The organism is Azospirillum sp. Marseille-Q6669, from assembly GCF_965111635.1.
Genome location: NZ_CBCOOP010000003.1, coordinates 775,541 through 799,431, shown reverse-complemented (window position 1 = coordinate 799,431; position 23,891 = coordinate 775,541). Strand labels below are relative to the sequence as shown.

Genomic DNA, 23,891 nt, shown 5'->3' with positions numbered 1-23,891 from the left:
TCCAAGGAGTCCCGCCATGCCCAGCGACGCCGCCCATCCCCTCGCCAGCCCCATTGCCACCGTCCGCCTGATCTTCAGCGACGGCGGCGAAACCGCCGGGGACCTGTCGGTGGCCGAACGGGCGGGAAGCAACCTGTTCGTGGCGTCGGACGAGGGCGCTCAGGTCGTCCATTTGGCGGCCGAGGAAGGCGGCACCGTCTACCGACAGGACGCCGTCTTTTCCTTGGCGGACTTCCTTGCCCTGCCGGAGACCGAACCGGGCAAGGACGAGGCGGACATCGAGGGCATGGCCATCGCCGACGGCTGGCTGTGGGTCACCGGCTCCCACGCGCTGGCCCGCAAGAAGCCGGAGCGCGAGGAGAACAGCGCCGAGACGGCGCTGGAGCGGCTGACCGAGGTGCGTTGCGACCCCAACCGCTTCCTGCTCGGCCGCATCCCCCTGGTCACCGAGGCGGACGGGCGCTTCACCCCGGTCCGCCGCGACGGGAAGCGGACGGCCGGTTGCCTGAAGTTCCGCAAGGGCGGCAACGCGCTGACCAAGGCGCTGGCGGAGGACGAGCATCTGGCCCGCTTCGTCGCGGTTCCCGCCAAGGAGAACGGCTTCGACGTGGAGGGGCTGGCCGCCCATGGCGACCGGGTCTGGCTGGGGCTGCGCGGTCCAGTGCTGCGCGGCTGGGCCTGCATCCTGGAACTGGCGGTGGAGGACCATCCGGACGTCGAGGAACGCCTGCGGCTGCGCCCACTCGGGCCGAACGGCGAGAAGTACCGCAAGCATTTCGTCGATCTGGACGGGCTAGGCATCCGCGAACTGACCTTCGACGGTGAGGATCTGGTGATCCTGGCCGGGCCGACCATGGATCTCGACGGTCCCGTCGCCGTGTGGCGCTGGACCGACGCCCTGTCCGTCACCCACGAAACCGTCATCCCGCGCGACCGGCTGGTTCCTCTGCTGAACCTCCCGTACGGCAAGGGCGACGACCACGCGGAGGGCATCGCCTGCGTCCGCCGCGACGGCGCCCCGCCCGCCCTTCTGGTGGTCTATGACAGCCCGTCCAAGGCCCGCCTTCACGACGCCGGGACCACCGCCGACCTGTTCACCCTGCCCTCCCGCTACGATCCGGCCAACGCCTTCCGGGTGTGAACTTTTGTTCTCGATAACGCAACAATCAGTGTATGATTAAGCGGATTATCCCAACTTCGGGCATCGCTATTCTTGGCCTCAGACGACAACGGCCCCGACGCGGGGCACACGCTGAGACAAGGAGACCACGCCATGAACCCCAACACCGCCGCCATCGACAACCGCACCGCCCCCTACGCCGCCTTCCTGCTGCGCGTCAGCCTGGGCCTTCTGTTCATCGCCCATGGCCTGATCCTGAAGGTCTTTACCTTCGGCATCGCGGGCACGGTCGGTTACTTCGAGAGCCTCGGCTACCCCGGCCTCTTCGCCTATCTGGTGATCCTCGGCGAGATCGGCGGCGGCCTGCTGCTGGTGGCCGGTGTCTTCACCCGCTGGATTTCGCTGGCCCTGCTGCCGATCATGATCGGCGCGACGCTCCAGCACACCGGCAACGGCTGGGTCTTCTCGGCCCAGGGCGGCGGCTGGGAGTTCCCGGTGTTCTGGACGGTGCTGCTCGGCGTGCAGGCCCTGCTGGGCGACGGCGCCTTCGCCCTGAAGCTGCCGACCGCCGGCCGCAACACCCTTCAGAGCCGGCTGGCCTGACCCTGAAGCGAGCATGACGAGCGGCGCGCGGGCGGGCACCAGCCCCCGCGCGCCGCCGCATTTGTGCGGCGAGCGGACCGGACCTGAGGCGATATGCCCCTTCCTCTTCTTCTCCGGGCTCCCATTTGCTAGACAAGCCGGAGACCTAGCGGAGACCGTAATGCCCGTTTCGACCACCTCGCAACCTGACGTGCTGGCCCTGCTGGACGATCTGATCCGCAAGGCGAAGGGCGCCGGGGCCGACTCCGCCGACGCCGTGCTGTTCGACAGCGCCTCCCTGTCGCTGAGCCAGCGTTTCGGCAAGACGGAGAAGCTGGAGCGGTCCGAGTCGGGCGATCTGGGACTGCGCGTCTTCATCGGCAAGCGGCAGGCCATCGTCTCCTCCACCGACCGCAGCGCCAAGGCGCTGGACGAGCTGGTGGAGCGCGCCGTCGCCATGGCCCGCGTGGTGCCGGAGGACCCCTTCTGCGGCCTCGCCGACCCGGAGCAGATCTACACCACCCTCCCCGACCTCGACGTGTGCGACCCGTCGGAGCCCTCGGCGGAGCTTTTGATCGAACGCGCCCGCATCGCCGAGGAGGCCGCGCTGGCGGTCGAGGGCGTCACCAACTCCGAAGGCGCCGATGCGGGGTGGAGCCGCTCCACCATCGCCATTGCCGCGTCCAACGGCTTCACCGGCAGTTACGGGGTGTCGCGGCAGTCGCTCTCCGCCTCGGTGCTCGCCGGGACGGGCACGGGGATGGAACGCGACTACGACTATGACAGCAAGGTCTACGGCTCCGACCTGCGCGACCCGGCGTCGATCGGGCGCGAGGCCGGCGAACGCGCCATCCGCCGTCTGAACCCGCGCCGGGTCAAGAGCTGCAAGGTGCCGGTGGTGTTCGATCCGCGCGTTTCCCGCGGACTGCTTGGCCACCTGACCGGCTCGATCAGCGGGCCGAGCATCGCGCGGGGCACCAGCTTCCTCAAGGACAAGATGGGGCAGCGGATCTTCGCCGCCGGCATCACCATCGTGGACGACCCGCATGTGAAGCGCGGCCTGCGCTCCCGCCCCTTCGACGCGGAGGGCATCGCCACCACCCGCCGCAACCTGATCGAGGACGGACACCTGACAACGTGGCTGCTCGACCTGCGCTCGGCCCGCCAGCTCGGCCTGTCGACCACCGGCCACGCGGCGCGCGGCACCTCCGGCCCGCCGGGTCCGGCCCCGGCCAACGTCTACATGGCCCCTGGAACCAAGAGCCGCGACGAGCTGCTGGCCGAGATCCCCAACGGCTTCTACGTGACGGAGCTGATGGGCACCGGCGTCAACGGGGTGACCGGCGACTACAGCCGGGGTGCGGCCGGCTATTGGATCGAGAACGGCCAGATCGCCTATCCGGTCACCGAACTGACCATCGCCGGCAATCTGAAGGAGATGTTCCTGAACCTGGAGCCCGCCAGCGACCTGGAACTGCGCTTCGGCATGGACGCCCCGACCATCCGCATCGACGGGCTGACCATCGCCGGCCTGTGATCGCAACGGGAGGCGCCGCAAGGCGCCTCCTCTTCCTGTCAGCGGACCCCCTGTTAACGAACCACGCCGCGGACGATGTCGGCGATGGTGCCGTGGACCGCGTCCAGGATCAGCATGTCCGCGCCGGCCAGGATGCACTCCCAGCCGTTCATGCACACCGGCACCCGCTGGCGCAGATCGACGGGCGCCACCTTTTTGGCGATGCCCGGCGGCAGCGGCTGGCCGCGCGCCAGCTTCTTCGCGATCCCCGGCGGCAGGGCCGTCACCCCGACCGGATGGGCGACGAAATAGTCCCGGATGATCGTCACCTCGCCGCGGGACACCGACCCTCCTGAGGCGCGCCCTTTGGAGTCGTGCCCCCGGGTTTCGTAAGACGGCCCTCCCTGCGGCTTGCCATGCCCTCCGCCGGGACCACCGGCCCAGTCGGGCTTGTCCGCCAGCGCTGGGCCGGTGGCCGGACTGGCCATGGACAGCACCGCCAGAAGCGCCAGCGCGACACGCCCACTCCGGCGCCGCATCCGATCCTTACTCATGATCCGCATTCCCCTGCCTGCCGAAGGTGAGCCGCCAGCGCACCCCGCGGCCCTACCCCCATCGGATTAGCCTCAAGCTCCGCCGCTGGCCTGTGGCAAGGGCAGGATATCAGACCGTCACGCTCATCGGTCCGCCGGCGCCGCGAACCGACAGGTTGGGCAGGAAATCCCGGAACAGCGACAGGCTCTTCAGGTCGGACACGTATCCCGTGCCCTCCCCTCCCATCGTCTTTCCACCGATGCTCTTCATCACGTCGGCGGTCTGCGCGTCCTGGGCCTCCAGCGCGTCCTTCAGCACCGAGGCGAGCGCACTGCCGTTGCCCAGCCGCTCCATCGGCGCACCGGTTTCCTTCGTCGTTTTCTCGTAGCTGTACTGGAGTGCCGCCCGCTGCACCGACCAGTTGACCGACTCCTTTTCCTCCTGACTGGCCTCGTCAAGGAACTTCACCCCGGCGCGGTAGGCGGCGGCCTTGTCGGTGCCGAGGGGGTCGGCGGCGTCCATCGCCTGCTTCTGCTGGCGGGCCATGACGGACTGTGCCGCCTGCTGCTCGTTCTTGGAGAAGGTTCCGTCCTTGTTGCTGGCGATGGCGTGGAGGCTGCGCCGGTCGAAGCCGCCGAACAGCCGCTCCACGTCCTTTCCGGTGGGGTCGGAGTAGTTCACCCCCTTGCCTTCCTTCGCCATGGCCGTGTAGGTGGCATCCAGCGAGTCGCGGGCGTCCTGCACGACCTTCGCAAAGCCCTGGAGCCCCGGGGTCTGGCTGGTGGTCAGCACCGTGGTGGGCGGCGGCGGCAGGCCGGCGGCCTCCGCCTCCTCCTTGGCGGAGGGCTCGAGGTCTTTGCCCCCTGGGCGGCTCTTGTCGACCTCACCGCGCCCGATGCCGGGAATGTCCACGTCCGCGGCGTACTGCGCGAGACCATTCGCCCAGAGCTTCCCCTCAAAGCCCAGGTCATGCATTAGCTTGGCGGCGGCCTTTCCCTTCTCATTGTCCGGTGACAGCAGCCCACCCTCGCCGCCTTCCGCTTCCGCGCCGAAATCCAGTTTTTCGAACGCCTCCTCTCCCTTCTGCAGGGAATACGCGAAGGCCTTCCCCATGATCTTGTTCGGATCGCCACCGGCGGTTTCGACCGCCTCGCGCTGGATGTCCGCCGCCTCCGCGCGGAAGAGGGCATTGGCCGGGGCCATCGCCGCCTGGAACGCCTCGGTGTCCTCGTCCTTTCCGAAGGCGTCGTAAGCGGCGGTCCGCGCCTCGTTCAGGGCCGACATGGCCTTGCCCATGCGCTCCGTCTTGGTCTTGAAGGCTTTTTCAGCCAGTTCGGCCTCCTCCGCCCAGGCCTTGTCCTCCTCGTCCTGGGGCCGCTCCTTCACGTAGCGGTCCTTCACGGCGTTGGTCGCCATCTGACGCAGCCCAAGCGCCACGTCCTTCTCGGTCATCTTGCCGGACTTGACGAAGTCTTCCAGCATCGCGCGGCCCTTGGAGCCAATGGACGCGAAGACCTTCCCCGCCACACCGGTCAGCGACTTGGCCAGCCCGCTGAGTTCCACGCTGTCCTCACCCTTCAAGGCGGCCAAGGCCGCGGAGCCCGCGGAGGACCCGGCGTCAGAGGCCGCCTTCCAGGTCCCCTCCGCCTCGGCGGCACCCCCGGCGGGCTTCCATTTGGTGGCGGTCGCGGTGGTGCTGGCCGTGGTGGCCGAAAACAGGGCGTTGATCGACGTGGACATGGCTTCCCCCTTGCGGTCCCGCCTGGGCCGCGGGGCCTGAATCCTTAGAGACCAAAGTAATTATCGAATGTTCCCAAGTAATTTTCCCAAGAGATCCCTTAACGGACTCTTAAAAAGCTGTTCAGCGCGCCAGCACCGGCAGGACCCACGGGGCCAGCGCGATCTCCACCGGTAGACGGGCGATCACGTCGCCGTCGCCCTGCACGGGTTCCCCCACCGGCCCATCGATGACCACCCGCCGGGCCGGCAGGATGCGGTAGTCGGGGAAGCGCGGCAGACGACCGGCGGTGACGCCCCACAGATAGCGCAGGGTGTTCCCCCGCCCCGCCCGCGGGAACAGGCAGACGTGCAGCCGCGGGTCGGTCAGCCGGGCGTCGGGCGCGCAGACGAAGCGCCCTCCGTAGAAATGCCCCTTGGCGACGATGACGGAGGCGACCTCCACCGGCTCCGCATCGTCCACCGCCACGCGGTAGGGGCCGCCGCCGCCCGCGGCGATCCGGGCCAGCGTTTCCATCGCGTAGGCACCCTTGCCGATCAGCCGCTTCAGCCGCATGTCCACCCGCTCGACCACGCGGGCGTCCAGGCCGGCACCGGCCATCATGGCGAAGGCGCGTCCATTCGCCACACCCAGATGCACGGGCAGCGTGCGCCCTTCCGCCAGCACCCGCGCCACGCCCTCCGCATCCAGGGGCAGGTCCAGTTCATGGGCGAGCACGTTGGCGGTGCCCAGCGGCACGATGCCTAAGGGTATTGTCGTTTCCCCGCGTCCGCGCGCGCCCAGCCCGTTGACCACTTCGTTGATGGTGCCGTCGCCACCCGCGGCGACCACCGCGTCGAAGGCGCCAGGGGCCACCGCGCGGGCCATCGCCTCCGCGTCGCCGCGCCCGCCGGTGGCCCGAAGCGTCACCGGGGCCCCGTAGCGCTGCTCCAGCAGTTCCAGCACCGCACCCAGACGGCGCGCCCGGCGGGCGCCGGCCACCGGGTTGTGGATGACCAGAAGACGACGCCGGGTCGCCGCGGCCGGCCCGGACGCCTCAGGCACCGATTCGCCCCCGTCAGCCACACCAGCCTCCAATATGACCATCCTGTGTCAGTTTTGATGAAGTCATTTTTCGCCTTTGTTACGCTAACAAGAAGTCTTATCGAAATTATAGGCTCCTACAAATGCGAACACTTGAAAACATTGTCAAGACAATGGCCCACGGATATAGGGAAGACGTTTTACCGAAACCTTGCCGGAACGGCGATGGAGCGGGGCATGAACGCATCACGCGACGTCAAGCGATACCGCAGCATCTGGATCTCCGACGTCCATCTGGGCACGCGGGGATGCAAGGCGGAGTATCTTCTCGATTTCCTGAAGCACAACGAGTCCGACCACCTCTATCTCGTCGGCGACATCGTGGACGGCTGGCGGCTGCGCAAGACATGGTACTGGCCGCAGGCGCACAACGACGTGGTGCAGAAGATCCTGCGCCGGGCGCGCAAGGGTGTGCAGGTCTATTACATTCCCGGCAACCACGACGAGGCCGCCCGCGATTACGTCGGCCTGCAGTTCGGCGGCGTCCAGGTGGTCGAGGAGATGATCCACGTCACCGCCGACGGGAGGCAGCTTCTGGTCACCCATGGCGACCGCTTCGACGTGGTGGTGAAGTACGCCCGCTGGCTGGCCTTCATCGGCGACAACGCCTACGTGTTCCTGCTCCAGGTCAACACGCTGTTCAACTGGGTCCGCCGCAAGCTGGGCTTCCCCTACTGGTCCCTGTCCGCCTTCCTGAAACACAAGACGAAGACGGCGGTCGAGTTCATCGGCAATTACGAGACCGCTCTCGGCGACGAGGCCCGGCGCCGCAGGGTGGACGGGGTCGTCTGCGGCCACATCCACACCGCGGAAATCCGCGACATGGAAGGAATCCTCTATTGCAACGACGGCGACTGGGTCGAGTCCTGCACCGCCTTGGTCGAGCATCCCTGCGGCCGGCTGGAGATCATCGATTGGGCGGCGGACATCCGCCGGCGCGTCGCAACGACGCTGCCCGCCCGCATCCCGGCCAAGGAGAAGCCGGAGACTGTGAAGGAGAAGGCCTCCAAGGAGTCGGTTGCGGCGTGAACATCCTGATCGTCTCCGACGCCTGGCTCCCCCAGGTCAACGGCGTGGTGCGCACCATCGGCACCGTCCGCTCGGAGTTGGAGGCCATGGGCCACCGGGTCGAGGTGATCGGCCCCGACCGCTTCCGCACCGTGCCCATGCCCACCTACCCGGAAATCCGGCTGGCGCTGGGCGCGGGGCGGCGGCTGAACGCGATGATCGACGCGCTGCGCCCCGATTGCATCCACATCGCCACCGAAGGGCCGCTGGGCTTCGCCGCCCGGCGCTATTGCCTGCACCGCGGCCGGCCCTTCACCACCGCTTACCACACCCGCTTTCCCGAGTATGTGCGCGACCGGGCGCCGGTGCCGCTGGCGCTCAGCTACGCGGTGGTGCGCCGCTTCCACAGGCCGTCCTCGGCGGTGATGGTGGCGACGCCATCCATCGAGAGCGACCTCGCCGCCCGCGGCTTCACCAACATCCGGCGCTGGACGCGCGGCGTGGACACCGACCTGTTCCGCCCCCGCGCCAAGGAGTTCCTGGCGCTGCCCCGCCCCATCGCCCTCTATGTCGGGCGCGTGGCGGTGGAGAAGAACCTGGAGGAGTTCTTGAAGCTCGACCTGCCGGGCAGCAAGCTGGTGGTCGGCGACGGCCCGGCCCGCGCGGAGCTTCAGCAGAAATACCCGGACGTCCATTGGGCCGGCGCCCGCCATGGCGAGGAATTGGCCCAGCATTACGCTGCGGCGGACGTCTTCGTCTTCCCGTCGCGCACCGACACCTTCGGTCTGGTGCTGCTGGAGGCGCTGGCCTCGGGCGTGCCGGTGGCCGCCTTCCCGGTGCCCGGCCCGCTGGACGTGGTTGACGGTTCCGCTGTCGGCTGCCTGGACGAGGATCTCAAGGGGGCGATCGAGCGCGCCCTGACCATCCAGCCAGAAGTGTGCCGGAACTATGCCCTGAACTTCTCCTGGCGCCGCTCCGCCGAACAGTTCCTGGCGAACCTGCGCCCATTCACCTGAGGACGACATGGAGCGGGGCCGGCACGCGGCCGGTCCCCGCCCATTCCGATCACGCGGCGCGGATGCGCTGCATGAACAGGTCCACGCTCTCGCGCAGGCGGTCGGATTCGCGGTGCAGGTTGCCGGCGGACCCCAGCACCTCCTCGGCCAAGCTGCCGGTCTCCGACGCGCCGCTGGTCACCGCCCCGATGGTGTCGGTCACGCTGCGGGTTCCGCGTGCGGCCTCCTGCACGTTGCGGACGATCTCCTGGGTGGCGGCGGTCTGCTGCTCCACCGCGGCGGAGACGGTGATGACGATGTCGTTGATGCTGCCGATGGTGGCGCCGATCCCGCTCAGCGCCTCGGCGGAGCCACGCGCGACCTCTTGGATGCTGGCGATCTGGATGGAGATGTCCTCGGTCGCCTTGGCCGTCTGGTTGGCGAGGTTCTTGACCTCCTGCGCGACCACCGCGAAGCCTTTGCCGGCCTCCCCGGCGCGGGCGGCCTCGATGGTTGCGTTCAGCGCCAGCAGATTGGTCTGCCCGGCGATGCTGTTGATGAGCTGAAGCACCGCGCCGATCCTCTGCGCGGCGTCGACCAGCCCGTTCACCGTGGCGTTGGTCCGCTCCGCCTCGGCCACCGCGCCGCGGGCAACCTGCGACGACTGGGCGACCTGCCGGCTGATCTCGGCGATGGAACTGGTGAGCTGTTCGGACGCGGCGGCGACCGTCTGCACGTTGGCCGACGCCTGCTCGGCGGCGGCGGCGACAGCGAGCGACTGGCGGTTGGTGGCGGCGGCGATCTGCGCCATGCGCTGGGCGTTGCCCTTCATCTCGTCCGACGCGGCCACCGTGTTGTCGGCGATACCGCGGACGCTGCCTTCCATGCTGTCGGCGAGCTGGTTCAGGATGGCGCGCTTGCTCTCCTGCTCGGCCGCCGCGTAGGTCTCCAGCAGCACCTCGAGGTCGAGCCAGGCGACGCGGCCCAGCGTGTCGCGCAGGGCTGCCCGCTCCGTCGCCTTTCTCGATCCGAACAGCGATCCGCGCCCGTCCGCCGCGTCGAGACCCAGTTCGCGCACAATGCCGTTGGACACGGTGTGATGGCAGATGGCGACCGCATAGCCCGGCACGCCGTGGTCGTAGAAGGCTTTGGCCAGACGATGGGCGGATTCCAGGAAGCCCGGCCCGAGATCGCCCGAGACCACGCGGCTCCAATGGGCGACACGCGCGGCGTGGACGTCGGGCAGGGTCAGGGCGTCGCGGATTTCCGGCCAAGCCGCGAAGGCGCTGTGCCACTGCTCCAGCAGCGCAGGCAGACGGTGCTGCGCGAAATCCCGGTTGGCGCGCAGACGCGCGATGTCCGCTTCGGTGATGTTGAAGGCCCGGAGCCGGTTTTCCTGGCCGTCACGTTCCTGTACGCCCGCCATGATATTATCATCCCGAAATGTTGGAGGCTGGCGCATTGCCCGCCTTCCTTGAAGTTGCCAACGTTTCTACGCCGTCAGGATAGCATCGGATTGCTTCAAAATTATCATAATGGGTCGCAAAATCGTCATACCCTGGTATGCCGACAGCCCCCATCCGGCCATCAGCCTTCCGGTGGGCGCCAGCGCAAAGCCTTACCTCTGCCACAGCCCCCCGTGCTAAAGTGGTGGGGACCGTGGCCGGGAAATCTGGCCGCGCTGGTTTTGTCGGATGGCGTTTCGACCCGCATGCTTCAGTCACTCTACCGCGGCCTGACGACCCTCGCCGGGCCGGCGGTTCGTCTGTATCTCGACCGGCGTCTGGCCGCCGGCAAGGAGGACTCCGCCCGCCGGGGGGAGCGGTTCGGCACGGCCGCGCGTCCACGCCCTCCTGGGCGGCTCGCCTGGATTCACGCGGCCAGCGTGGGCGAAGCCAACTCGGTCCTTGTCCTCATCGACCGCCTGCTCGACGAAACGCCGGACCTGACGGTCCTGATGACCACCGGCACGGTCACCTCGGCGGAGCTGATGGCCCGCCGCCTGCCGGAGCGCGCCTTTCACCAGTATGTGCCGGTGGACCTGCCGACGGCGGTGGACCGCTTCCTCGACCATTGGCGCCCCGATCTGGTGCTGTGGACGGAATCGGAGATCTGGCCCAACCTGCTCGGCGCCGTTCGGGCGCGCGGCATTCCGGCGGCGCTGGTCAACGCGCGCATGTCGGAGCGCTCCTTCAACCGCTGGCGCTGCGCGTCGGGCCTGATCACGCCGTTGCTTTCGACCTTCCAGATCACGCTGGCCCAGTCGGAGGGGGACGCCGACCGCCTGCGCCGGCTGGGCGCACGGGGCGTCGTCAGCGTCGGCAACCTGAAATTCTCCGCCGAGCCGCCCCCCGCCGATCCCGCGGCTCTGGCGGCGTTGCGCGCGGCCTGCGCCGGGCGCCCCGTCTGGCTGCTCGCCAGCACCCACCCCGGCGAGGACGAGTTGGCCGCCGCGGTGCATGAGGCGCTGGCCCCGCGCCTGCTTGGCCTGCTGACCCTTGTGATTCCGCGTCACGCCCACCGCGGCGCCGACATCGCGGCTCTGCTGCGCGGGCGCGGCCTGACCGTCTCGCGCCGCGGCGAAGGCGCCCTGCCCGCCGCCGCGGACGCCGTGCACATCGCCGACACGATGGGGGAGATGGGGCTGTTCTACCGGCTGGCCCCGGTGGTCTGCATGGGCGGTTCCTTCGTGCCCCACGGCGGCCAGAACCCGGTGGAACCCGCCCTGCTCGGCAGCGCCGTCCTCTACGGCCCGCACATGTGGAACTTCACGGAGATCACCCGCCAACTCGAAGCCGCCGGCGGCGCCCTTCCGGTGGCCGGGGCGGAGTCCCTCCCCGACGCGGTCGAGCGCCTGCTGAGCGACGAGGCCGTCCGCACCCGCGTCGTCGCCGGCGCGACCACGGTGACCGAGGGCAACCGGCGGATCGTCGACCGCGCGCTCGCGGCGCTCGCTCCCGTCCTCGGCGCCGGACGCGTCCGGCCCGCGGCATGAGGACTCCCGGCTTCTGGTACGGGTCCGGCGGAGCCGCCGGGGCGGCTCTCGGCTGGGCGCTCGCCCCGCTGGGCGCGCTCTTCGGGCTGGCCGGACGGCTGCGCATGGCGGCGGGTCAGCCGGAGCGGGCCGCAGCCCCGGTCCTCTGCGTCGGCAATCTGGTGGCGGGCGGCGCCGGCAAGACGCCGGTTTGCATCGCCGTGGCCGAAGCCCTGCGCGCCCGCGGCATCGCCCCCGCCTTCCTCACGCGCGGTCATGGCGGGCGCGAGCGTGGCCCGCTGGCCGTCGATCTCGGCATCCACGATTCGGCCGCGGTGGGCGACGAGGCGCTGCTGCTGGCCGCACATGGCCCCTGCTGGGTGGCGCGCGACCGCGCCGCCGGGGCACGGGCGGCCATCGCCGCGGGCGCCTCCGTCCTGGTGATGGACGACGGTTTCCAGAATCCCGGCCTCGCCAAGGATTTGTCGCTGATCGTGGTGGACGGGGCGGTGGGTTTCGGCAACGGCCATCTCATCCCCGCCGGCCCCCTGCGCGAACCGGTGGCCCGCGGGCTGGCCCGCGCCGGGGCCGTCGTGGTGCTGGGCGACGACCGCGCCGGGGTGGAGCGCCGGGTGGCCGGCGCCCTGCCGGTCCTACACGCCCGGCTGGAGCCGGTCGAGGAGGCCCGTGCCCTGGCCGGACGGACGGTCCTGGCCTTCGCCGGCATCGGGCGTCCGGCAAAGTTCTTCGCGACGCTGGAAGCTCTGGGCGCCCGGGTGGTGGAGCGTGTCGCCTTCGCCGACCACCATCCCTACCGCCCCGAGGAGGTGATGGCCCTGATCGACCGCGCCAACGCGCTGGGTGCCCTGCCGGTCACCACCGTGAAGGACGCCGTCCGCCTGCCGGAGTCCCTGCGCGCCCTGGTCCGGGCGGTGCCGGTGCGCGCCGTCTGGCGGGACCCCGCCGCCCTCGACCGCTTGCTCGCCCCTCTTCTGACCGGGCTTCCGACTGGAGTTCCCAATGGCTAAGCCGCGCGGCCCCCTGGTGTCCTGGCTGACCCGCCGGGTCGGCTACCCGCTGGAGGCCGTTCTCGTCCACGGCTTCTGCGGCCTGTTCCGCGCCCTGCCGCTCGACCGCGCCTCGGCGCTCGGCGGCTGGATCGGACGGACCGTCGGCCCGCGCCTTCGCAGCACCCGCACCGCCCGCCGCAACCTGGAGCGCGCCTTCCCCGAGAAATCCCCCGCGGAGATCGACGCGATCATCCTCGGCATGTGGGACAATCTGGGCCGCGTCATCGCCGAGTACCCGCATCTGGACGCTATCGGCGCGTACGGCCCCGGCGGCCGGACCGAAGTGGTCGGCGGCGAGCACATCGACGCCCTGCGCGAGGACGGCAAGGCCGGCATCCTGGTGTCCGGCCATTTCGCCAACTGGGAAGTGAAGCCCGTCTGCTCCCGCAAGATGGGATTGGAACTGGCTGTGGTCTACCGCGCGCCCAACAACCCCTATGTCGGCCGGCTGCTGACCGAACTGCGGGGGGCCGCCGGCGGCACGCACATTCCGAAAGGGCCGGAGGGGGCGCGCGCGCTGATCCGGGTCCTGACCAAGGGCGGGCATGTCGGCATGCTGATCGACCAGAAGATGAACGACGGCATGCCCGTCCCCTTCTTCGGGCGCGACGCCATGACCGCCCCGGCGGCGGCGCAGCTCGCCCTGCGGCTTGGCATTCCGTTGGTGCCGGCGCGGACGGAACGGCTGGACGGCGCGCGTTTCCGCATCACCGTCCTGCCGCCGGTCGAGCCTCCCGACACCGGTGACCGCAACGCTGATGTGCGGATTTTGATGGAGCGCCTGAACGGCCTGTTGGAGCAATGGATTCGCGAGCGCCCCGCCGAATGGCTCTGGCTGCACCGGCGCTGGCCCGACTGACGGAGAAAGTCCCATGGCCCTGCCGCTCGACCCGCATCTGCTTCAACTCTACCTCGTCGCGGCGTTGGTCCTGACGCTGGCGCCGGGACCGGATTCGCTGCTGGTTCTGTCGCGCAGCGTGATGGACGGGCGCAACGCCGGGGTGGTCGCCACCGCCGGCATCACGTTGGGCAACCTGATCCACGCGCTGCTGGCCGCCGCCGGCATCTCGGCGCTGGTCGCCGCCTCGCCGGCCCTGTTCGACGTGCTGCGCTACGCCGGCGGCGCCTATCTGGGCTGGATCGGCGGGCGGGCGCTGTGGAGCGCCCTGCGGACCGGCTTCGGCCGGCGCGGCGGCGCGGAGGAGGCGACGGTCAAGCCCGAGTCGGCCCCGGCGCACCGCGTCTTCCTCCAGGCGCTGCTGACCAACCTGCTGAATCCGAAGGTCATCCTGTTTTACCTCGCCTTCGTGCCGCAATTCGTCGCACCGGCGCTCGGCCACGTCGCGCTGCAGATCTTCCTGCTGGGCTCGATCCTCGGCGTCATCGGCGGCCTCTACCTGCTGGGGGTCGCGACCCTCAGCGCCGGTGCGGCGCGCCGCGCGCTGTCAAGCGCACGGGTGCGGGCGGTTCTGGACGGTGTCGCGGGGGTGCTGTTCCTGGGTTTCGCGCTGCGCCTGCTGCTGACCGACCGGCGCATCGCCTGACGGCAAATCCGTCAGGCGGGAAAAGACGTTGCGGAGTCAGTGGACGAGCGTGGCCGGGGGTGTCATAGTGCCGCCCGCGTTTAACCGGCCAGCCCGTCCGGCCGAATGGCTTACCGACCGCGAGCGACGATGAGCGAGAAAATCTCCCTGATCACCTGGATGGCGAACATCCACATCCGGTTTGTCACCTGGCGCCGGGGCAACAAGGTCGGCACCGACCGCTTCGGCAACACCTATTACCGTTGCCCCAGCGCCATCGCCGGCGTGAAGGAACGCCGCTGGGTGATCTATGCCGGGGAACCGGATGCCTCCAAGGTGCCGCCGGAATGGCATTCCTGGCTGCACCACACCACCAAGGAGCCGCTGCCGGAAGGCAACAGCGCCTTCCACAAGCCGTGGCAGAAGGAGCATCTGCCGAACCTGTCCGGCTCGCTCCAGGCCTACCGGCCGCCCGGGCACCAGTATGCGGGCGGGCAGCGCGTGCGCGCCACCGGCGATTACGAACCCTGGACTCCGGGCTGAGACGCCTGCGCGGTCCTTTAGGAATCCCTCATGCGCCGCAATGTGATTGAAACCGTGCTCGGCGGGGTCGTCCTCGCCGTGGCCGGCTTTTTTCTGGCTTTTGCCTACACCAGCGCCGATTTGCGCAAGGTGAACGGCTACGCCCTCACCGCCAACTTCACCAGCATCTCCGGCCTGCAGAGCGGGGCGGACGTGCGGATCAGCGGCGTGAAGGTGGGGTCGGTCACCGAACTGACGCTCGACCCGAAGAGCTATCAGGCGGTCGTCCACATGTCGATCCACCCGGACATCAAGCTGCCCAAGGACACCGCGGCGGTCATCGCCTCGGAGAGCCTGCTGGGCGGCAAGTTCCTGTCGCTGGAGCCGGGTGGCGAAGAGGACATGCTCAAGCCGGAGGGCCGCGTCGAGTACACGCAGAGCACCCCCGGCATCGAGCAGCTCCTGGGCCAGGTCATCTTCTCGCTGCAGAACATGAGCAAGCCCGGCCAGGAGGGCGGCGAGCCGCCCAAGCTGTAAACGCCGCGCAATGACACGACGAACGAAGGGGCCTCGCGGCCCCTTTTTTCGTTTGGCGCATCCACTTTTTCCCAACCCCTTCGGAACAGCCGCGGCCACGCTGCCGTTTCCTTGCCCAGACCCAACACGGCACACTCATCAAAGGAGATCAGCGATGAAAGCCCGTTTCCTGGTTCTCGGCCTCGCCCTGCTCGCCGCCGCCTGCGGCGTCAACACCGAGGAGAAGGCCGCCAGCGGCGCGCTGGGCGGGGCTGCGGCGGGCGCCGTGATCGGCGGGCCGGTCGGCGCGGTGGTCGGTGGCGCCGCGGGTGCGGCGGGCGGCACCGCCACCCAGAAGGTCGAGGAGAAGAACGGCACCGCCGGTCCGTCCACCACCAACGCCCCCTATGGCGGCACCCGTCCCAGCGGCAGCATCACCCAGTAAAGCGGGCCCAACAAAGCTGGCATGGAGTAGACGGGGAGACGCTTCCGGGCTAGAAGGCTGTCGGGTTTCGGCCCACGCCGTTCGACATCACGGAAGCGATCCCCAGTGACGACGATCCAAGTGACGACGACTCCGAGAAGCCTCGCCGGCCCGATCGGTGGCAAACGCGTTCGCGGCGCGGCCCTGGCGGCCGCGCTGCTCTGCCTTCCGGTCCTGGGCCTGACCGGCCCGGCCAGCGCCGCTCCGGTGCCGGAAGAGATGGTCAGCCGCCCCGCCGCCAAGCTGCAGGGGCTCGACAAGATCACCGCCCGCACCTCCACCTTCACCATCGCGGTCGGCGAGACCAAGGCGCTCGGCAGCCTGCGCATCACCCTGCGCGCTTGCAAGGAGAACCCGCCGATCGAGCCGCCGGAGACTGCGGCCTTCCTCGAAGTGATCGAAAGCAAGCCCGGTGAGCAGGCGGAGCCGGTGTTCAGCGGCTGGATGTTCGCCTCCAGCCCCGCCCTGTCGGCGATGGAGCACCCGATCTACGACGTCTGGGTCCTGTCCTGCGAGGGCGACTGAGTCCGGCCCAGCGCCCCGCCCTCAGCCCTCCGGGCCGAACAACGCCGTGATGGCCGCGTCCTGGTCGACGCCGCCGAAGTCCGTCGGCACAGCCAGGGCGGCCGCCAGCCGGCGGCGGTACTCGGCGCGCGGGATCTCCATGGCGCCGAACTGGCTCAGATGCTCGGTCACGAATTGCGCGTCCAGCAGCGTGTAACCTGCCGCCCGCAGCCGGGCGACCAGATGCACCAGCGCCACCTTGCTGGCGTCGGTGACGCGGCTGAACATGCTTTCCCCGAAGAAAGCGCCGCCCAGCGCGACGCCGTAGAGGCCGCCGACGAGTTGGCCGCCGCTCCAGCATTCCACGCTGTGGGCGCAGCCGCGCTCGTGCAGTTCGGTGTAGAGCCGCAGGATGTCGCCGTTGATCCAAGTCTTCGGACGGTCCGGCGTCGGCTCCGCGCAGGCTTCGATCACCGCGCGGAAGGCCGTGTCGAAGCGCAGCGCGAACGGGCCGCGCCGCACCGTCTTGCGCAGCTTGCGCGGGACGTGGAAGCCCTCCAGCGGCAGGACGCCCCGCCGCTCCGGATCGAACCAGTACAGCTCCTCGGAGTCGGCGTTCTCCGCCATCGGGAAAATGCCGGCGGCGTAGGCGCGCAGAAGCAGCGATGCGGACAGTTCGATCATCGCGGACACTATAGCCGTTTGCCCCCTCGCCCCCGCAACGTTATCTCAGCGCACCACTTCCGCGCGACAGGTGGCTCCCACCATGGTATGCAACGGAAAGAGGTGTTCACCGCAGGAGCTCCAACATGAAGACGGTTCTGTCAGTCATCACCATATCGGTGGTTGCGTTCCTCTCGATGACCGGCGCGTCATGGGCGCAGCGCAAGGCGGAGCCCGGCACCTTCGATTACTATGTGCTCAGCCTGTCCTGGTCCCCCACCCACTGCGCCAAGAATCAGGGCGACGCCGATCCCGACCAGTGCGGGGTGGAGCGCAAATTCGGCTTCATCGTCCACGGCCTGTGGCCGCAATACAGCAACGGCGGCTACCCGGCCACCTGCACCCGCGACCGCACGGTCCCCCGCACCGTGGTTGACGCCACCATGCCGGTGATGCCCAGCGTCGGGCTGATCGTGCACCAATGGACGAAGCACGGCACCTGCAGCGGCCTGCCCGTCACCGACTATTTCGCGCAGGTCCGCAAGGCCTTCGCCAAGGTGAAGATCCCCGAGGCGCTTCAGGCCCCGAAGTCCGACCTGTCGATCCCGGCGGCCCAGGTGGAGCGCCTGTTCGTTCAGGCCAACCCGGGGTTGGAACCGGAGTCGGTGGCGCTGATCTGCTCCAAGCGCGATGTGGCCGAGGTGCGGCTGTGCCTGAACAAGGACCTGTCCTTCATGCCCTGCGGCGCCAAGGTGGTCGACCGCTGCCGCCGCGACGCCCTGCTGACCGCGACGCCGTGACATCCCATCCAGGATGAACGCTTTCGATGTCCCCTCTCCCCTCTGGGGAGAGGGATAGGGTGAGGGGGTTGCGCGTTGCGATGGGTTCCGGCAAAAGCGCACCCCCCTCACCGGCCCTTCGGGCCACCCTCTCCCCGGAGAGGAGAGGGTTTAGAATCTGCCTTAAACAAAAAGAGCCCTTCCTCCCGATGGGGAGGAAGGGCTCTTTTTGTTGAACCGTTCAACCGCTTACTTCTTCATGCCCATCAGCTGTTCGAGCCAGTGGATGTCGTAGTTGCCATCGATGAAGGCCTGCTGCGCGATGATGCGCTGGTGCAGGGGCAGCGTGGTGTCGACGCCGCCGATCACATACTCCTCGATCGTCCGGCGCAGCCGCATCAGGCACTCGTTGCGGGTGGTGCCGTGGACGACCAGCTTGGCGATCAGGCTGTCGTAGTGCGGCGGAATGCGGTAGCCGTCGTAGAGCGCCGAGTCGACGCGCACGCCCAGGCCGCCCGGCGCGTGGTAGCCGTCGATCTTCCCCGGCGACGGGATGAAGGTCTCCGGATGCTCCGCGTTCACGCGGCACTCGATCGAATGGCCCTGGAACCGGATGTCCGCCTGGCCGTAGCCGAGCGGGGCGCCGGTCGCCACGCGGATCTGCTCGCGCACCAGATCGATGCCGGTGATCATCTCGGTGATCGTGTGCTCGACCTGCAGGCGGGTGTTCATCTCAATGAAGTAGAACTGCCCGTCCTCGAACAGGAACTCCATCGTGCCGACGCCGCGGTAGCCGATGGCCGCCGCCGTCCTGGCCGCCAGATCGCCGATGAAGGCGCGCTGCTCGGCGTTCAGGGCCGGCGACGGGGCCTCCTCGATGACCTTCTGGTGGCGGCGCTGCACGGAGCAGTCGCGCTCGCCGAAATGCACGCAGTTGCCGTGCTCGTCGCCGAGAAGCTGGATCTCGATGTGCCGGGGCCGGCCGAGATACTTCTCGATGTAGACCTCGTCGTTGCCGAAGGCGGCGCGCGCCTCGCCACGGGCGAGCTGGTAGGCTTCCTTGAGCTGGTCGGGGTTGCGGGCGACCTTCATGCCCTTGCCGCCGCCGCCCGCCGCCGCCTTGATGAGGATCGGATAGCCGGTCTCGCGGCCGATCTTCTCCGCCTCCTCCAGCGTCGGCACCGGGCCGTCGGAACCGGGGACCACGGGCAGCCCCTGCTCCATCACCGTCTTCTTCGCGGTGACCTTGTCGCCCATGATGCGGATGTGCTCCGCGGTCGGGCCGATGAAGGTGAAGCCGTGCTCCTCCACCATCTCCGCGAACTGGGCGTTCTCCGACAGGAAGCCGATGCCGGGATGGATCGCGTCCGCCCCGGTGATCGACGCCGCCGACAGGATCGCCGGAATGTTCAGATAGCTTTCGCGGGCCGACGCGGGGCCGATGCACACGCTCTCGTCCGCGAGGCGGACGTGCATGGCGTCGGCGTCGGCGGTGGAATGCACCGCCACGGTCTGGATTCCCATCTCACGGCAGGCGCGGTGGATGCGCAGAGCAATCTCACCGCGGTTCGCGATCAGGACCTTCTCGAACATCGCCAAGGGATGATCCCCGCTCACTCGATGATCATAAGGACTTCGCCGAACTCCACCGGCTGGCTGTCGGAGACCAGGACCTCGACAACCGTGCCGCCCCGCGGGGCCTTGATGGGGTTCATGACCTTCATCGCCTCGATGATGAGGACGGTCTGGCCGGCCTTCACCGTGTCGCCGACGCGCACGAAGGGCGTGCCGCCCGGCTCGGCCGCGGCGTAGGCCGTGCCGACCATCGGCGAGGTGACGGCGCCGGGATGGCTGGCGGGCTTGCCCGCCGGGGCGGCGGCCGCAGCGGCGACCGGAGCGGGAGCGGCGACCGGAGCGTGCACGGCCACCGCCTGGGCGGCCGTCGGGCGGGTGACGCGGATCCGCTTCTCGCCCTCGGCAAACTCGATCTCGCTCAAGCCCGTCTCACGCAGGAGATCCGCCAGCTTGCGGACCAGATCGCCGTCGATGTCGAAGCTTGCCATGGTGTTCGTTTTTCCCGTGTTCCTTAGTCGCGCTCGAGGATATTCGCCATGGCGTCCAGCGCCAGCAGATACCCGTGAGGGCCGAAGCCGCAGATCATCCCCTTGGCCACCGCGGAAATGTGCGAGTGGTGGCGGATGGCCTCACGCTTGTAGATGTTGGAGAGATGCACCTCGACGATCGGCAGCTCGGACAGGATCAGCGCGTCCATGATGGCGACGGAGGTGTGGCTGTAGGCGCCGGCGTTGATGACGATGCCGTCATGCTCCGTCCGCGCCTGCTGAATCCAGGAAACGAGTTCGCCCTCGTGGTTCGACTGCCGGAAGTCGATGGCCAGCCCAAGCTGTTCGGCGCGTTCCTGGCACGCGCCTTCCAGATCGTCGAGCGTCATGGAGCCATAAATGTGCGGTTCGCGCACGCCCAGCATGTTCAGGTTCGGTCCGTTCAGGACCAGAACGGAAGCGTCGATGGCCACGGGCCACGCCCCTTTTCCAAGATCGAGTCCGCGCGTTTATAGCACTTTGCGTCGCGCTGGCAATGCCGCATGGCGCAAACATTACGCCCATTCGGCGTGTCCTGCCCCCTTCGGCGCCAAACGCCTCACGGCGCGGCGGACAGATGGCGGCGCAGGATCCCCTCGAAGGTTCCACCATCCTTCAACTTTCTCAATCCGGCGTTGAAGGCGGCCAGGATCGCCGCCGCCTCCGGCAGCGAGCGGGAGAGAATCAGGTGCTGCCCGGCGCGGGCGTAGGGCAAGGGGGCGATGCGGATCTCGTCCCCGGCCATCGCCTTCGCCACCGCGCTCCGCCCGGTGAATTCGTCGATGACGAAGGCGTCCACACGGCCCGAGGCGACCATCCGCACGCAAGCCGGCAGGTCCGCCGGGCTTTCCCGCGCCAGCGCGCCCGCCGCGGCCAGGTCCGCCAGGTCCGTCGGCAAAGCGTAGCCGACCGGCGCGCAGACCGTGCGGCCCCGGAAATCCTCCGGCGTGTGGAACACCATGCTGCTGTGGGCGGACAGGTAGACGAGCTGGCGCACCTCCAGCAGCGGGTCGGAGAACAGCATCTCCATCTCGCGGTCCGGCGCGCGGACATAGGGAAAGGTGCCGAGGAACCTGCCCGCCAGGACGCCATCGTAGCCGCGGCGCCAGGGCATGAAGCGCACGCCATAACGCAACCCGACCTCGTCGAAGGCACGGCGCACGATGTCGGTCAGCAGGCCGCCCTCCGGAAGATCCTCTCCGGTGAAGGGGGCGAAGTCGTTGCCGGTGACCAGGTCCAGGGCCGAGTCGAGCGGGGCCGCCCGGACGGGACCGATCGCCGCCAGCAGCAGGAGCATGGCCAGAAGACACAGCCGCCCCGCCATCGCCTTTCCCCTACCCCCTCTCCTGCGGACGCCCGCTCATTCCGCCGGGGCGCGGTTGCGCCGCCCGGCGGGGTCGGTGAACAGGTCGTTGATGCGCTGGACATGCTCCGCCACCGCCTCGCGGATGGAGAAGATGCGCTTCTCGGCGCCGCCGCTCCAGCCCGCCGGCTTCTTGCGGAAGATCGAGCGGAAGAAGCGGGTGTTGCGCAGGAAGCCCTGCTGCAGGTTGAGGTCCACGTCGCCGTAGCGCTCCGGCAGGCTGCGGGCGACCCGGCGGCCCATGAAGGAGCGCAGCCAGAAATGGCCGGCGCCGAACAGACCGGCCAGGACCACCAGCGCCACCAGCACCCCGATCGGCAGGCCGCCGGTCCAGGCCGGCTGCGACTGGGTCAGCCAGGTGAGGAAGGCCGACACCGTGTCGCCGCCGGCGAGGCTGGCGATCCCGCCGAACAGCAGGGCGAGCAGGGCCAGCCACACCGCGTCGCCGATCAGCACCAGCTTGCGCCAGCGCTTCATCGCCGCGGCGAGCTGCGGGACGATCTCGCCCTTCAGCTCCTTCACGAGGCTGTCGATCATGCCGACGATGCGGTAGGCGCGGGCGACCTCCACCTCGTTGATGCGCACCTGGAGTTCGGCGAGGTCGGAGTCGCGCCGCGCCTCGTAGCGGGCGCGCACCGCGTCGTCGGCGATGGCGACCGCCGACTTGCTGTCGTAGAGCGCGTAGAAGCGGCCCGAGACCAGACCGGCCTGGGCGATGGCGCGCTGCCACGCGCCGAACACCGCCTCCAGATTGTCTTCCTTCGCCGTGGTGTCGATCTGGTTCAGGATGTAGCAGACCTTGCGCGCGTCGGCGCGGTCCACCGTCTTCGCCACCAGATGCTTCAGCGTGTCCTGCATCGCCCCCGGCTCAGGGTGGCGCCCGTCGAAGAAGACCAGCACGAGGTCGGACAGCTCGACGATGTGGTCAACCAGCCGCAGAACCGAGCGGCGCTGGTCGTCGGCGTCGAAGCCCGGCGAGTCGATGAAGATCTTGCCGCGCGCCCGGTCGCCGGACAGCGTCTTGAGCTGCAGGTAGTTGTCGATGCGCTTGCCCTCGCCCGCCGCGACCTTCTCGATCTCGTCAGCGATCCGGTAGAAGGGAAAGCGCGGGTCGGCGTTCAGCGCGGTACCCGGCAGGGCCTCCCGCCGTGTTTCCGGGCCGTGGCAGATCACCGTGAACTTGTCGTCCACCGCCTGGTTGCCGGTGTTCTGCAGCGGCGCGCCGAGATAGCCGTTGAGGAAGGTGGACTTGCCCGCGGAGAAGGTGCCCAGCACCGCGATCATCGGCCACCACGGAATGCGCGTGGTCAGCGACTCGTGCGGACCCAGCAGACCCAGCCGGACCAGGACCCGGTCGAAATTGCGGAAGGTCGGGATGACCGGGAGAAGGTTCGGGTTTTCCGCGCGGAGATGCGCGTCCAGGGCGGCGAGGCGCTGCTGGAGGGCTTGCCTTGGGGTCATGGCCGGCCGGGTCCCGTCTGCTGTGAATTGGGGTGACGTCTGGTGTCGGGGGCATTCTCTAGCACGAGGCGCCGTTGCGATGGACAGCGAAATCGCCGTGGCCGGAAACGCCATGACGCCGCCGCCGCCTTGTGACCTTCTTTGGTGGTATGGATCGGAAAGGGGGCCTGGAACGTTGCTTTCGGCATGACTGCCGAAAACAACCCCGACACCGATTCCCTGCGCCTGACCGCGGAGGAACTCGCCTTCCTTCTCAGCGATCCGCAGAGCCGCGCGGACCGGGAGGAACGCAACGCCCGCGCCAACCGGAACCGCACCGAACGGCGGCGCAGCGATCCCGCCTATGCGGAGCGGCTGCGCAACGAGGACCGCTTGCGCCAGCGGCGGCACCGCGCCAAGGCGGCCATCGGCCGGCCCGAGCGTGAAGCGGAGTCGCCCGTTGCCCTGCCCGCCCTGTCGGCGACGGACGCCCTGCGCCGCCTGGAGGCCCATCTGGAGGAGGCCGCCACCGCGCAGGCGGCCCAACTGCGCCGCCGTCCGGAAGCCTTGCGGCGCTACGCCGCAGCGTTCGAACTGTACCGCGCCCTGTCGGACCGCGGGGAGCGCCCGACGCGCGGCGCTCTCGCCGCCGCCTTCGCCACGAGGCTGGGCCTCACCCTCACCCCGTCGCAGATCCAGAAGTTGCGCGATCAGGTGGAAGGGTTTGCCCGTCCGGGCGGCCCCTGGCATGCCGGCTGACCGGCGGGGCGGAAAGGCCGATACAGCGCGTCACGCAGACGGGCCGATGCGGCCTCTGTTCAGCTCGCAAACGGTCGTTAACTCGTTATTAACCATGAATTAAGGGGCCGTTAAGCCTTTCCGAGGGCTCCGCTGGGCATCGGAAACCACATCGCCGCGCTGCGTGACAGACTGTATCGGGCTTTACCGCCGCCCTACAGGTCGGTCGGCGCGTTCGGCACCGGGGGTTCGGGGTTCGGCGGCGCGGACTTCGGTGGTGCGGGTTCGGCCGGTGCCGGATTGGGTGGTGCCGGACGGGAGCGGTCGAGCCGTCGGATGACGATGTCGCCTTCCGGCGTGACTTCGGGGGGAGCGAACATCGGCACCTGCCGCACCCACCCCTCCAGCGCCTTCATCAGCAGCTCCACCCCCTGGCGGGCCTGTTCGCCCGGCGTGGAGGGCGCGCCGGGTGGGGGCGGCGTGTCGGCCGCCCCCACCGGCCCCGCCCACAGGGCGCCGGCAAGGACCAGGGGCACCATGATCTTCACGGAGTTGAGGCGGCGCGCGGTCATGGGTTCGTCACTCCCGGTTGGTGTGATGGCCTTCCCTGACAAACGTCCGCGCCGCCTTTTCCATC

Annotated in this window: 26 protein-coding genes; 15 read left to right on the top strand and 11 right to left on the bottom strand. The window is 69.1% G+C overall.

What is annotated here, in order from left to right:
• Positions 1-16: 16 nt before the first annotated feature.
• The 3 genes from ACWPXE_RS21095 (at position 17) to ACWPXE_RS21085 (ending at position 3,239) form a co-directional block, all read left to right on the top strand.
• A complete protein-coding gene (locus ACWPXE_RS21095) occupies positions 17-1,141 on the top strand; it encodes a DUF3616 domain-containing protein (protein ID WP_454019336.1) in 1,125 nt (374 codons plus the stop codon).
• 132 nt (positions 1,142-1,273) lie between these two features.
• Positions 1,274-1,723 (top strand): DoxX family protein, encoded by a 450-nt coding sequence (locus ACWPXE_RS21090; protein ID WP_454019335.1) that lies wholly within the window; start codon positions 1,274-1,276, stop codon positions 1,721-1,723.
• A 160-nt stretch (positions 1,724-1,883) separates the two neighbouring features.
• Entirely contained in the window at positions 1,884-3,239 is a 1,356-nt protein-coding gene (locus tag ACWPXE_RS21085) for a TldD/PmbA family protein (protein ID WP_454019334.1), read from the top strand.
• 53 nt (positions 3,240-3,292) lie between these two features.
• Here the strand turns inward: ACWPXE_RS21085 and ACWPXE_RS21080 are convergent, their stop codons facing one another.
• From ACWPXE_RS21080 to ACWPXE_RS21070, 3 genes are all read right to left on the bottom strand, one after another.
• A complete protein-coding gene (locus ACWPXE_RS21080) occupies positions 3,293-3,772 on the bottom strand; it encodes an anti-virulence regulator CigR family protein (RefSeq protein WP_454019333.1) in 480 nt (159 codons plus the stop codon).
• A gap of 109 nt (positions 3,773-3,881) precedes the next feature.
• Positions 3,882-5,492: a hypothetical protein gene (locus tag ACWPXE_RS21075; protein WP_454019332.1), complete on the bottom strand. Its 1,611-nt coding sequence runs from the start codon at positions 5,490-5,492 to the stop codon at positions 3,882-3,884.
• A 121-nt stretch (positions 5,493-5,613) separates the two neighbouring features.
• Positions 5,614-6,555, bottom strand: a complete 942-nt coding sequence (locus ACWPXE_RS21070) for a diacylglycerol/lipid kinase family protein (RefSeq protein ID WP_454019331.1) — start codon at positions 6,553-6,555, stop codon at positions 5,614-5,616.
• A gap of 195 nt (positions 6,556-6,750) precedes the next feature.
• Here ACWPXE_RS21070 and ACWPXE_RS21065 point away from each other — a divergent pair, with 195 nt between their 5' ends.
• Together ACWPXE_RS21065 and ACWPXE_RS21060 are read left to right on the top strand one after the other, a co-directional pair.
• Positions 6,751-7,602 carry a UDP-2,3-diacylglucosamine diphosphatase gene (locus ACWPXE_RS21065; RefSeq protein ID WP_454019330.1) on the top strand — a complete coding sequence of 284 codons (852 nt, stop codon included), beginning with the start codon at positions 6,751-6,753 and terminating at the stop codon, positions 7,600-7,602.
• Positions 7,599-8,597 carry a glycosyltransferase family 4 protein gene (locus ACWPXE_RS21060; protein ID WP_454019329.1) on the top strand — a complete coding sequence of 333 codons (999 nt, stop codon included), beginning with the start codon at positions 7,599-7,601 and terminating at the stop codon, positions 8,595-8,597. Before ACWPXE_RS21065 ends, ACWPXE_RS21060 begins: the two co-directional genes overlap by 4 nt.
• Before the next feature lie 49 nt (positions 8,598-8,646).
• Here the strand turns inward: ACWPXE_RS21060 and ACWPXE_RS21055 are convergent, their stop codons facing one another.
• Positions 8,647-10,002, bottom strand: coding sequence for a methyl-accepting chemotaxis protein (locus tag ACWPXE_RS21055; protein WP_454019328.1), 1,356 nt, complete (start codon positions 10,000-10,002; stop codon positions 8,647-8,649).
• 285 nt (positions 10,003-10,287) lie between these two features.
• Between ACWPXE_RS21055 and ACWPXE_RS21050 the strand changes: the two genes are divergently transcribed.
• The 8 genes from ACWPXE_RS21050 to ACWPXE_RS21015 all read left to right on the top strand — a co-directional run bounded on the left by ACWPXE_RS21050 (position 10,288) and on the right by ACWPXE_RS21015 (position 16,190).
• Complete coding sequence (locus tag ACWPXE_RS21050) at positions 10,288-11,571, top strand: 3-deoxy-D-manno-octulosonic acid transferase (protein WP_454019327.1); 1,284 nt, start codon at positions 10,288-10,290, stop codon at positions 11,569-11,571.
• Positions 11,568-12,578: a tetraacyldisaccharide 4'-kinase gene (gene lpxK / locus ACWPXE_RS21045; RefSeq protein ID WP_454019326.1), complete on the top strand. Its 1,011-nt coding sequence runs from the start codon at positions 11,568-11,570 to the stop codon at positions 12,576-12,578. The genes ACWPXE_RS21050 and lpxK overlap by 4 nt, the downstream gene beginning before the upstream one ends.
• Positions 12,571-13,479, top strand: coding sequence for a lipid A biosynthesis lauroyl acyltransferase (locus ACWPXE_RS21040; RefSeq protein ID WP_454019325.1), 909 nt, complete (start codon positions 12,571-12,573; stop codon positions 13,477-13,479). The genes lpxK and ACWPXE_RS21040 overlap by 8 nt, the downstream gene beginning before the upstream one ends.
• Before the next feature lie 13 nt (positions 13,480-13,492).
• A complete protein-coding gene (locus ACWPXE_RS21035) occupies positions 13,493-14,164 on the top strand; it encodes a LysE family translocator (RefSeq protein WP_454019324.1) in 672 nt (223 codons plus the stop codon).
• Between the two features lie 129 nt (positions 14,165-14,293).
• Positions 14,294-14,686: an NADH:ubiquinone oxidoreductase subunit NDUFA12 gene (locus ACWPXE_RS21030; RefSeq protein ID WP_145674412.1), complete on the top strand. Its 393-nt coding sequence runs from the start codon at positions 14,294-14,296 to the stop codon at positions 14,684-14,686.
• A 30-nt stretch (positions 14,687-14,716) separates the two neighbouring features.
• Positions 14,717-15,202, top strand: coding sequence for an outer membrane lipid asymmetry maintenance protein MlaD (mlaD, locus tag ACWPXE_RS21025; RefSeq protein ID WP_109067801.1), 486 nt, complete (start codon positions 14,717-14,719; stop codon positions 15,200-15,202).
• A gap of 154 nt (positions 15,203-15,356) precedes the next feature.
• Positions 15,357-15,626 carry a hypothetical protein gene (locus tag ACWPXE_RS21020; protein ID WP_454019323.1) on the top strand — a complete coding sequence of 90 codons (270 nt, stop codon included), beginning with the start codon at positions 15,357-15,359 and terminating at the stop codon, positions 15,624-15,626.
• 105 nt (positions 15,627-15,731) lie between these two features.
• Positions 15,732-16,190, top strand: a complete 459-nt coding sequence (locus ACWPXE_RS21015; protein WP_454019322.1) for a DUF2155 domain-containing protein — start codon at positions 15,732-15,734, stop codon at positions 16,188-16,190.
• Positions 16,191-16,211: 21 nt separating this feature from the next.
• Here ACWPXE_RS21015 and aat read toward each other — a convergent pair whose 3' ends face one another.
• Positions 16,212-16,853, bottom strand: coding sequence for a leucyl/phenylalanyl-tRNA--protein transferase (gene aat, locus ACWPXE_RS21010; RefSeq protein WP_454019321.1), 642 nt, complete (start codon positions 16,851-16,853; stop codon positions 16,212-16,214).
• 125 nt (positions 16,854-16,978) lie between these two features.
• Between aat and ACWPXE_RS21005 the strand changes: the two genes are divergently transcribed.
• Complete coding sequence (locus tag ACWPXE_RS21005) at positions 16,979-17,632, top strand: ribonuclease T2 family protein (protein WP_454019320.1); 654 nt, start codon at positions 16,979-16,981, stop codon at positions 17,630-17,632.
• A 228-nt stretch (positions 17,633-17,860) separates the two neighbouring features.
• Here ACWPXE_RS21005 and accC read toward each other — a convergent pair whose 3' ends face one another.
• The 5 genes from accC to ACWPXE_RS20980 form a co-directional block, all read right to left on the bottom strand.
• Positions 17,861-19,204 carry an acetyl-CoA carboxylase biotin carboxylase subunit gene (accC, locus tag ACWPXE_RS21000; RefSeq protein ID WP_237903104.1) on the bottom strand — a complete coding sequence of 448 codons (1,344 nt, stop codon included), beginning with the start codon at positions 19,202-19,204 and terminating at the stop codon, positions 17,861-17,863.
• Between the two features lie 20 nt (positions 19,205-19,224).
• A complete protein-coding gene (gene accB / locus ACWPXE_RS20995; protein ID WP_014241157.1) occupies positions 19,225-19,674 on the bottom strand; it encodes an acetyl-CoA carboxylase biotin carboxyl carrier protein in 450 nt (149 codons plus the stop codon).
• Positions 19,675-19,697: 23 nt separating this feature from the next.
• Complete coding sequence (aroQ, locus tag ACWPXE_RS20990; RefSeq protein WP_014241158.1) at positions 19,698-20,147, bottom strand: type II 3-dehydroquinate dehydratase; 450 nt, start codon at positions 20,145-20,147, stop codon at positions 19,698-19,700.
• Between the two features lie 125 nt (positions 20,148-20,272).
• Complete coding sequence (locus ACWPXE_RS20985; protein ID WP_454019319.1) at positions 20,273-21,037, bottom strand: substrate-binding periplasmic protein; 765 nt, start codon at positions 21,035-21,037, stop codon at positions 20,273-20,275.
• Positions 21,038-21,073: 36 nt separating this feature from the next.
• Positions 21,074-22,537, bottom strand: a complete 1,464-nt coding sequence (locus ACWPXE_RS20980; RefSeq protein WP_454019318.1) for a dynamin family protein — start codon at positions 22,535-22,537, stop codon at positions 21,074-21,076.
• Positions 22,538-22,723: 186 nt separating this feature from the next.
• Between ACWPXE_RS20980 and ACWPXE_RS20975 the strand changes: the two genes are divergently transcribed.
• Entirely contained in the window at positions 22,724-23,275 is a 552-nt protein-coding gene (locus ACWPXE_RS20975; protein WP_454019317.1) for a hypothetical protein, read from the top strand.
• 194 nt (positions 23,276-23,469) lie between these two features.
• Here the strand turns inward: ACWPXE_RS20975 and ACWPXE_RS20970 are convergent, their stop codons facing one another.
• On the bottom strand, positions 23,470-23,826 hold the full coding sequence (locus ACWPXE_RS20970; RefSeq protein ID WP_454019316.1) for a hypothetical protein: 357 nt from the start codon (positions 23,824-23,826) through the stop codon (positions 23,470-23,472).
• Positions 23,827-23,891 lie beyond the last annotated feature (65 nt).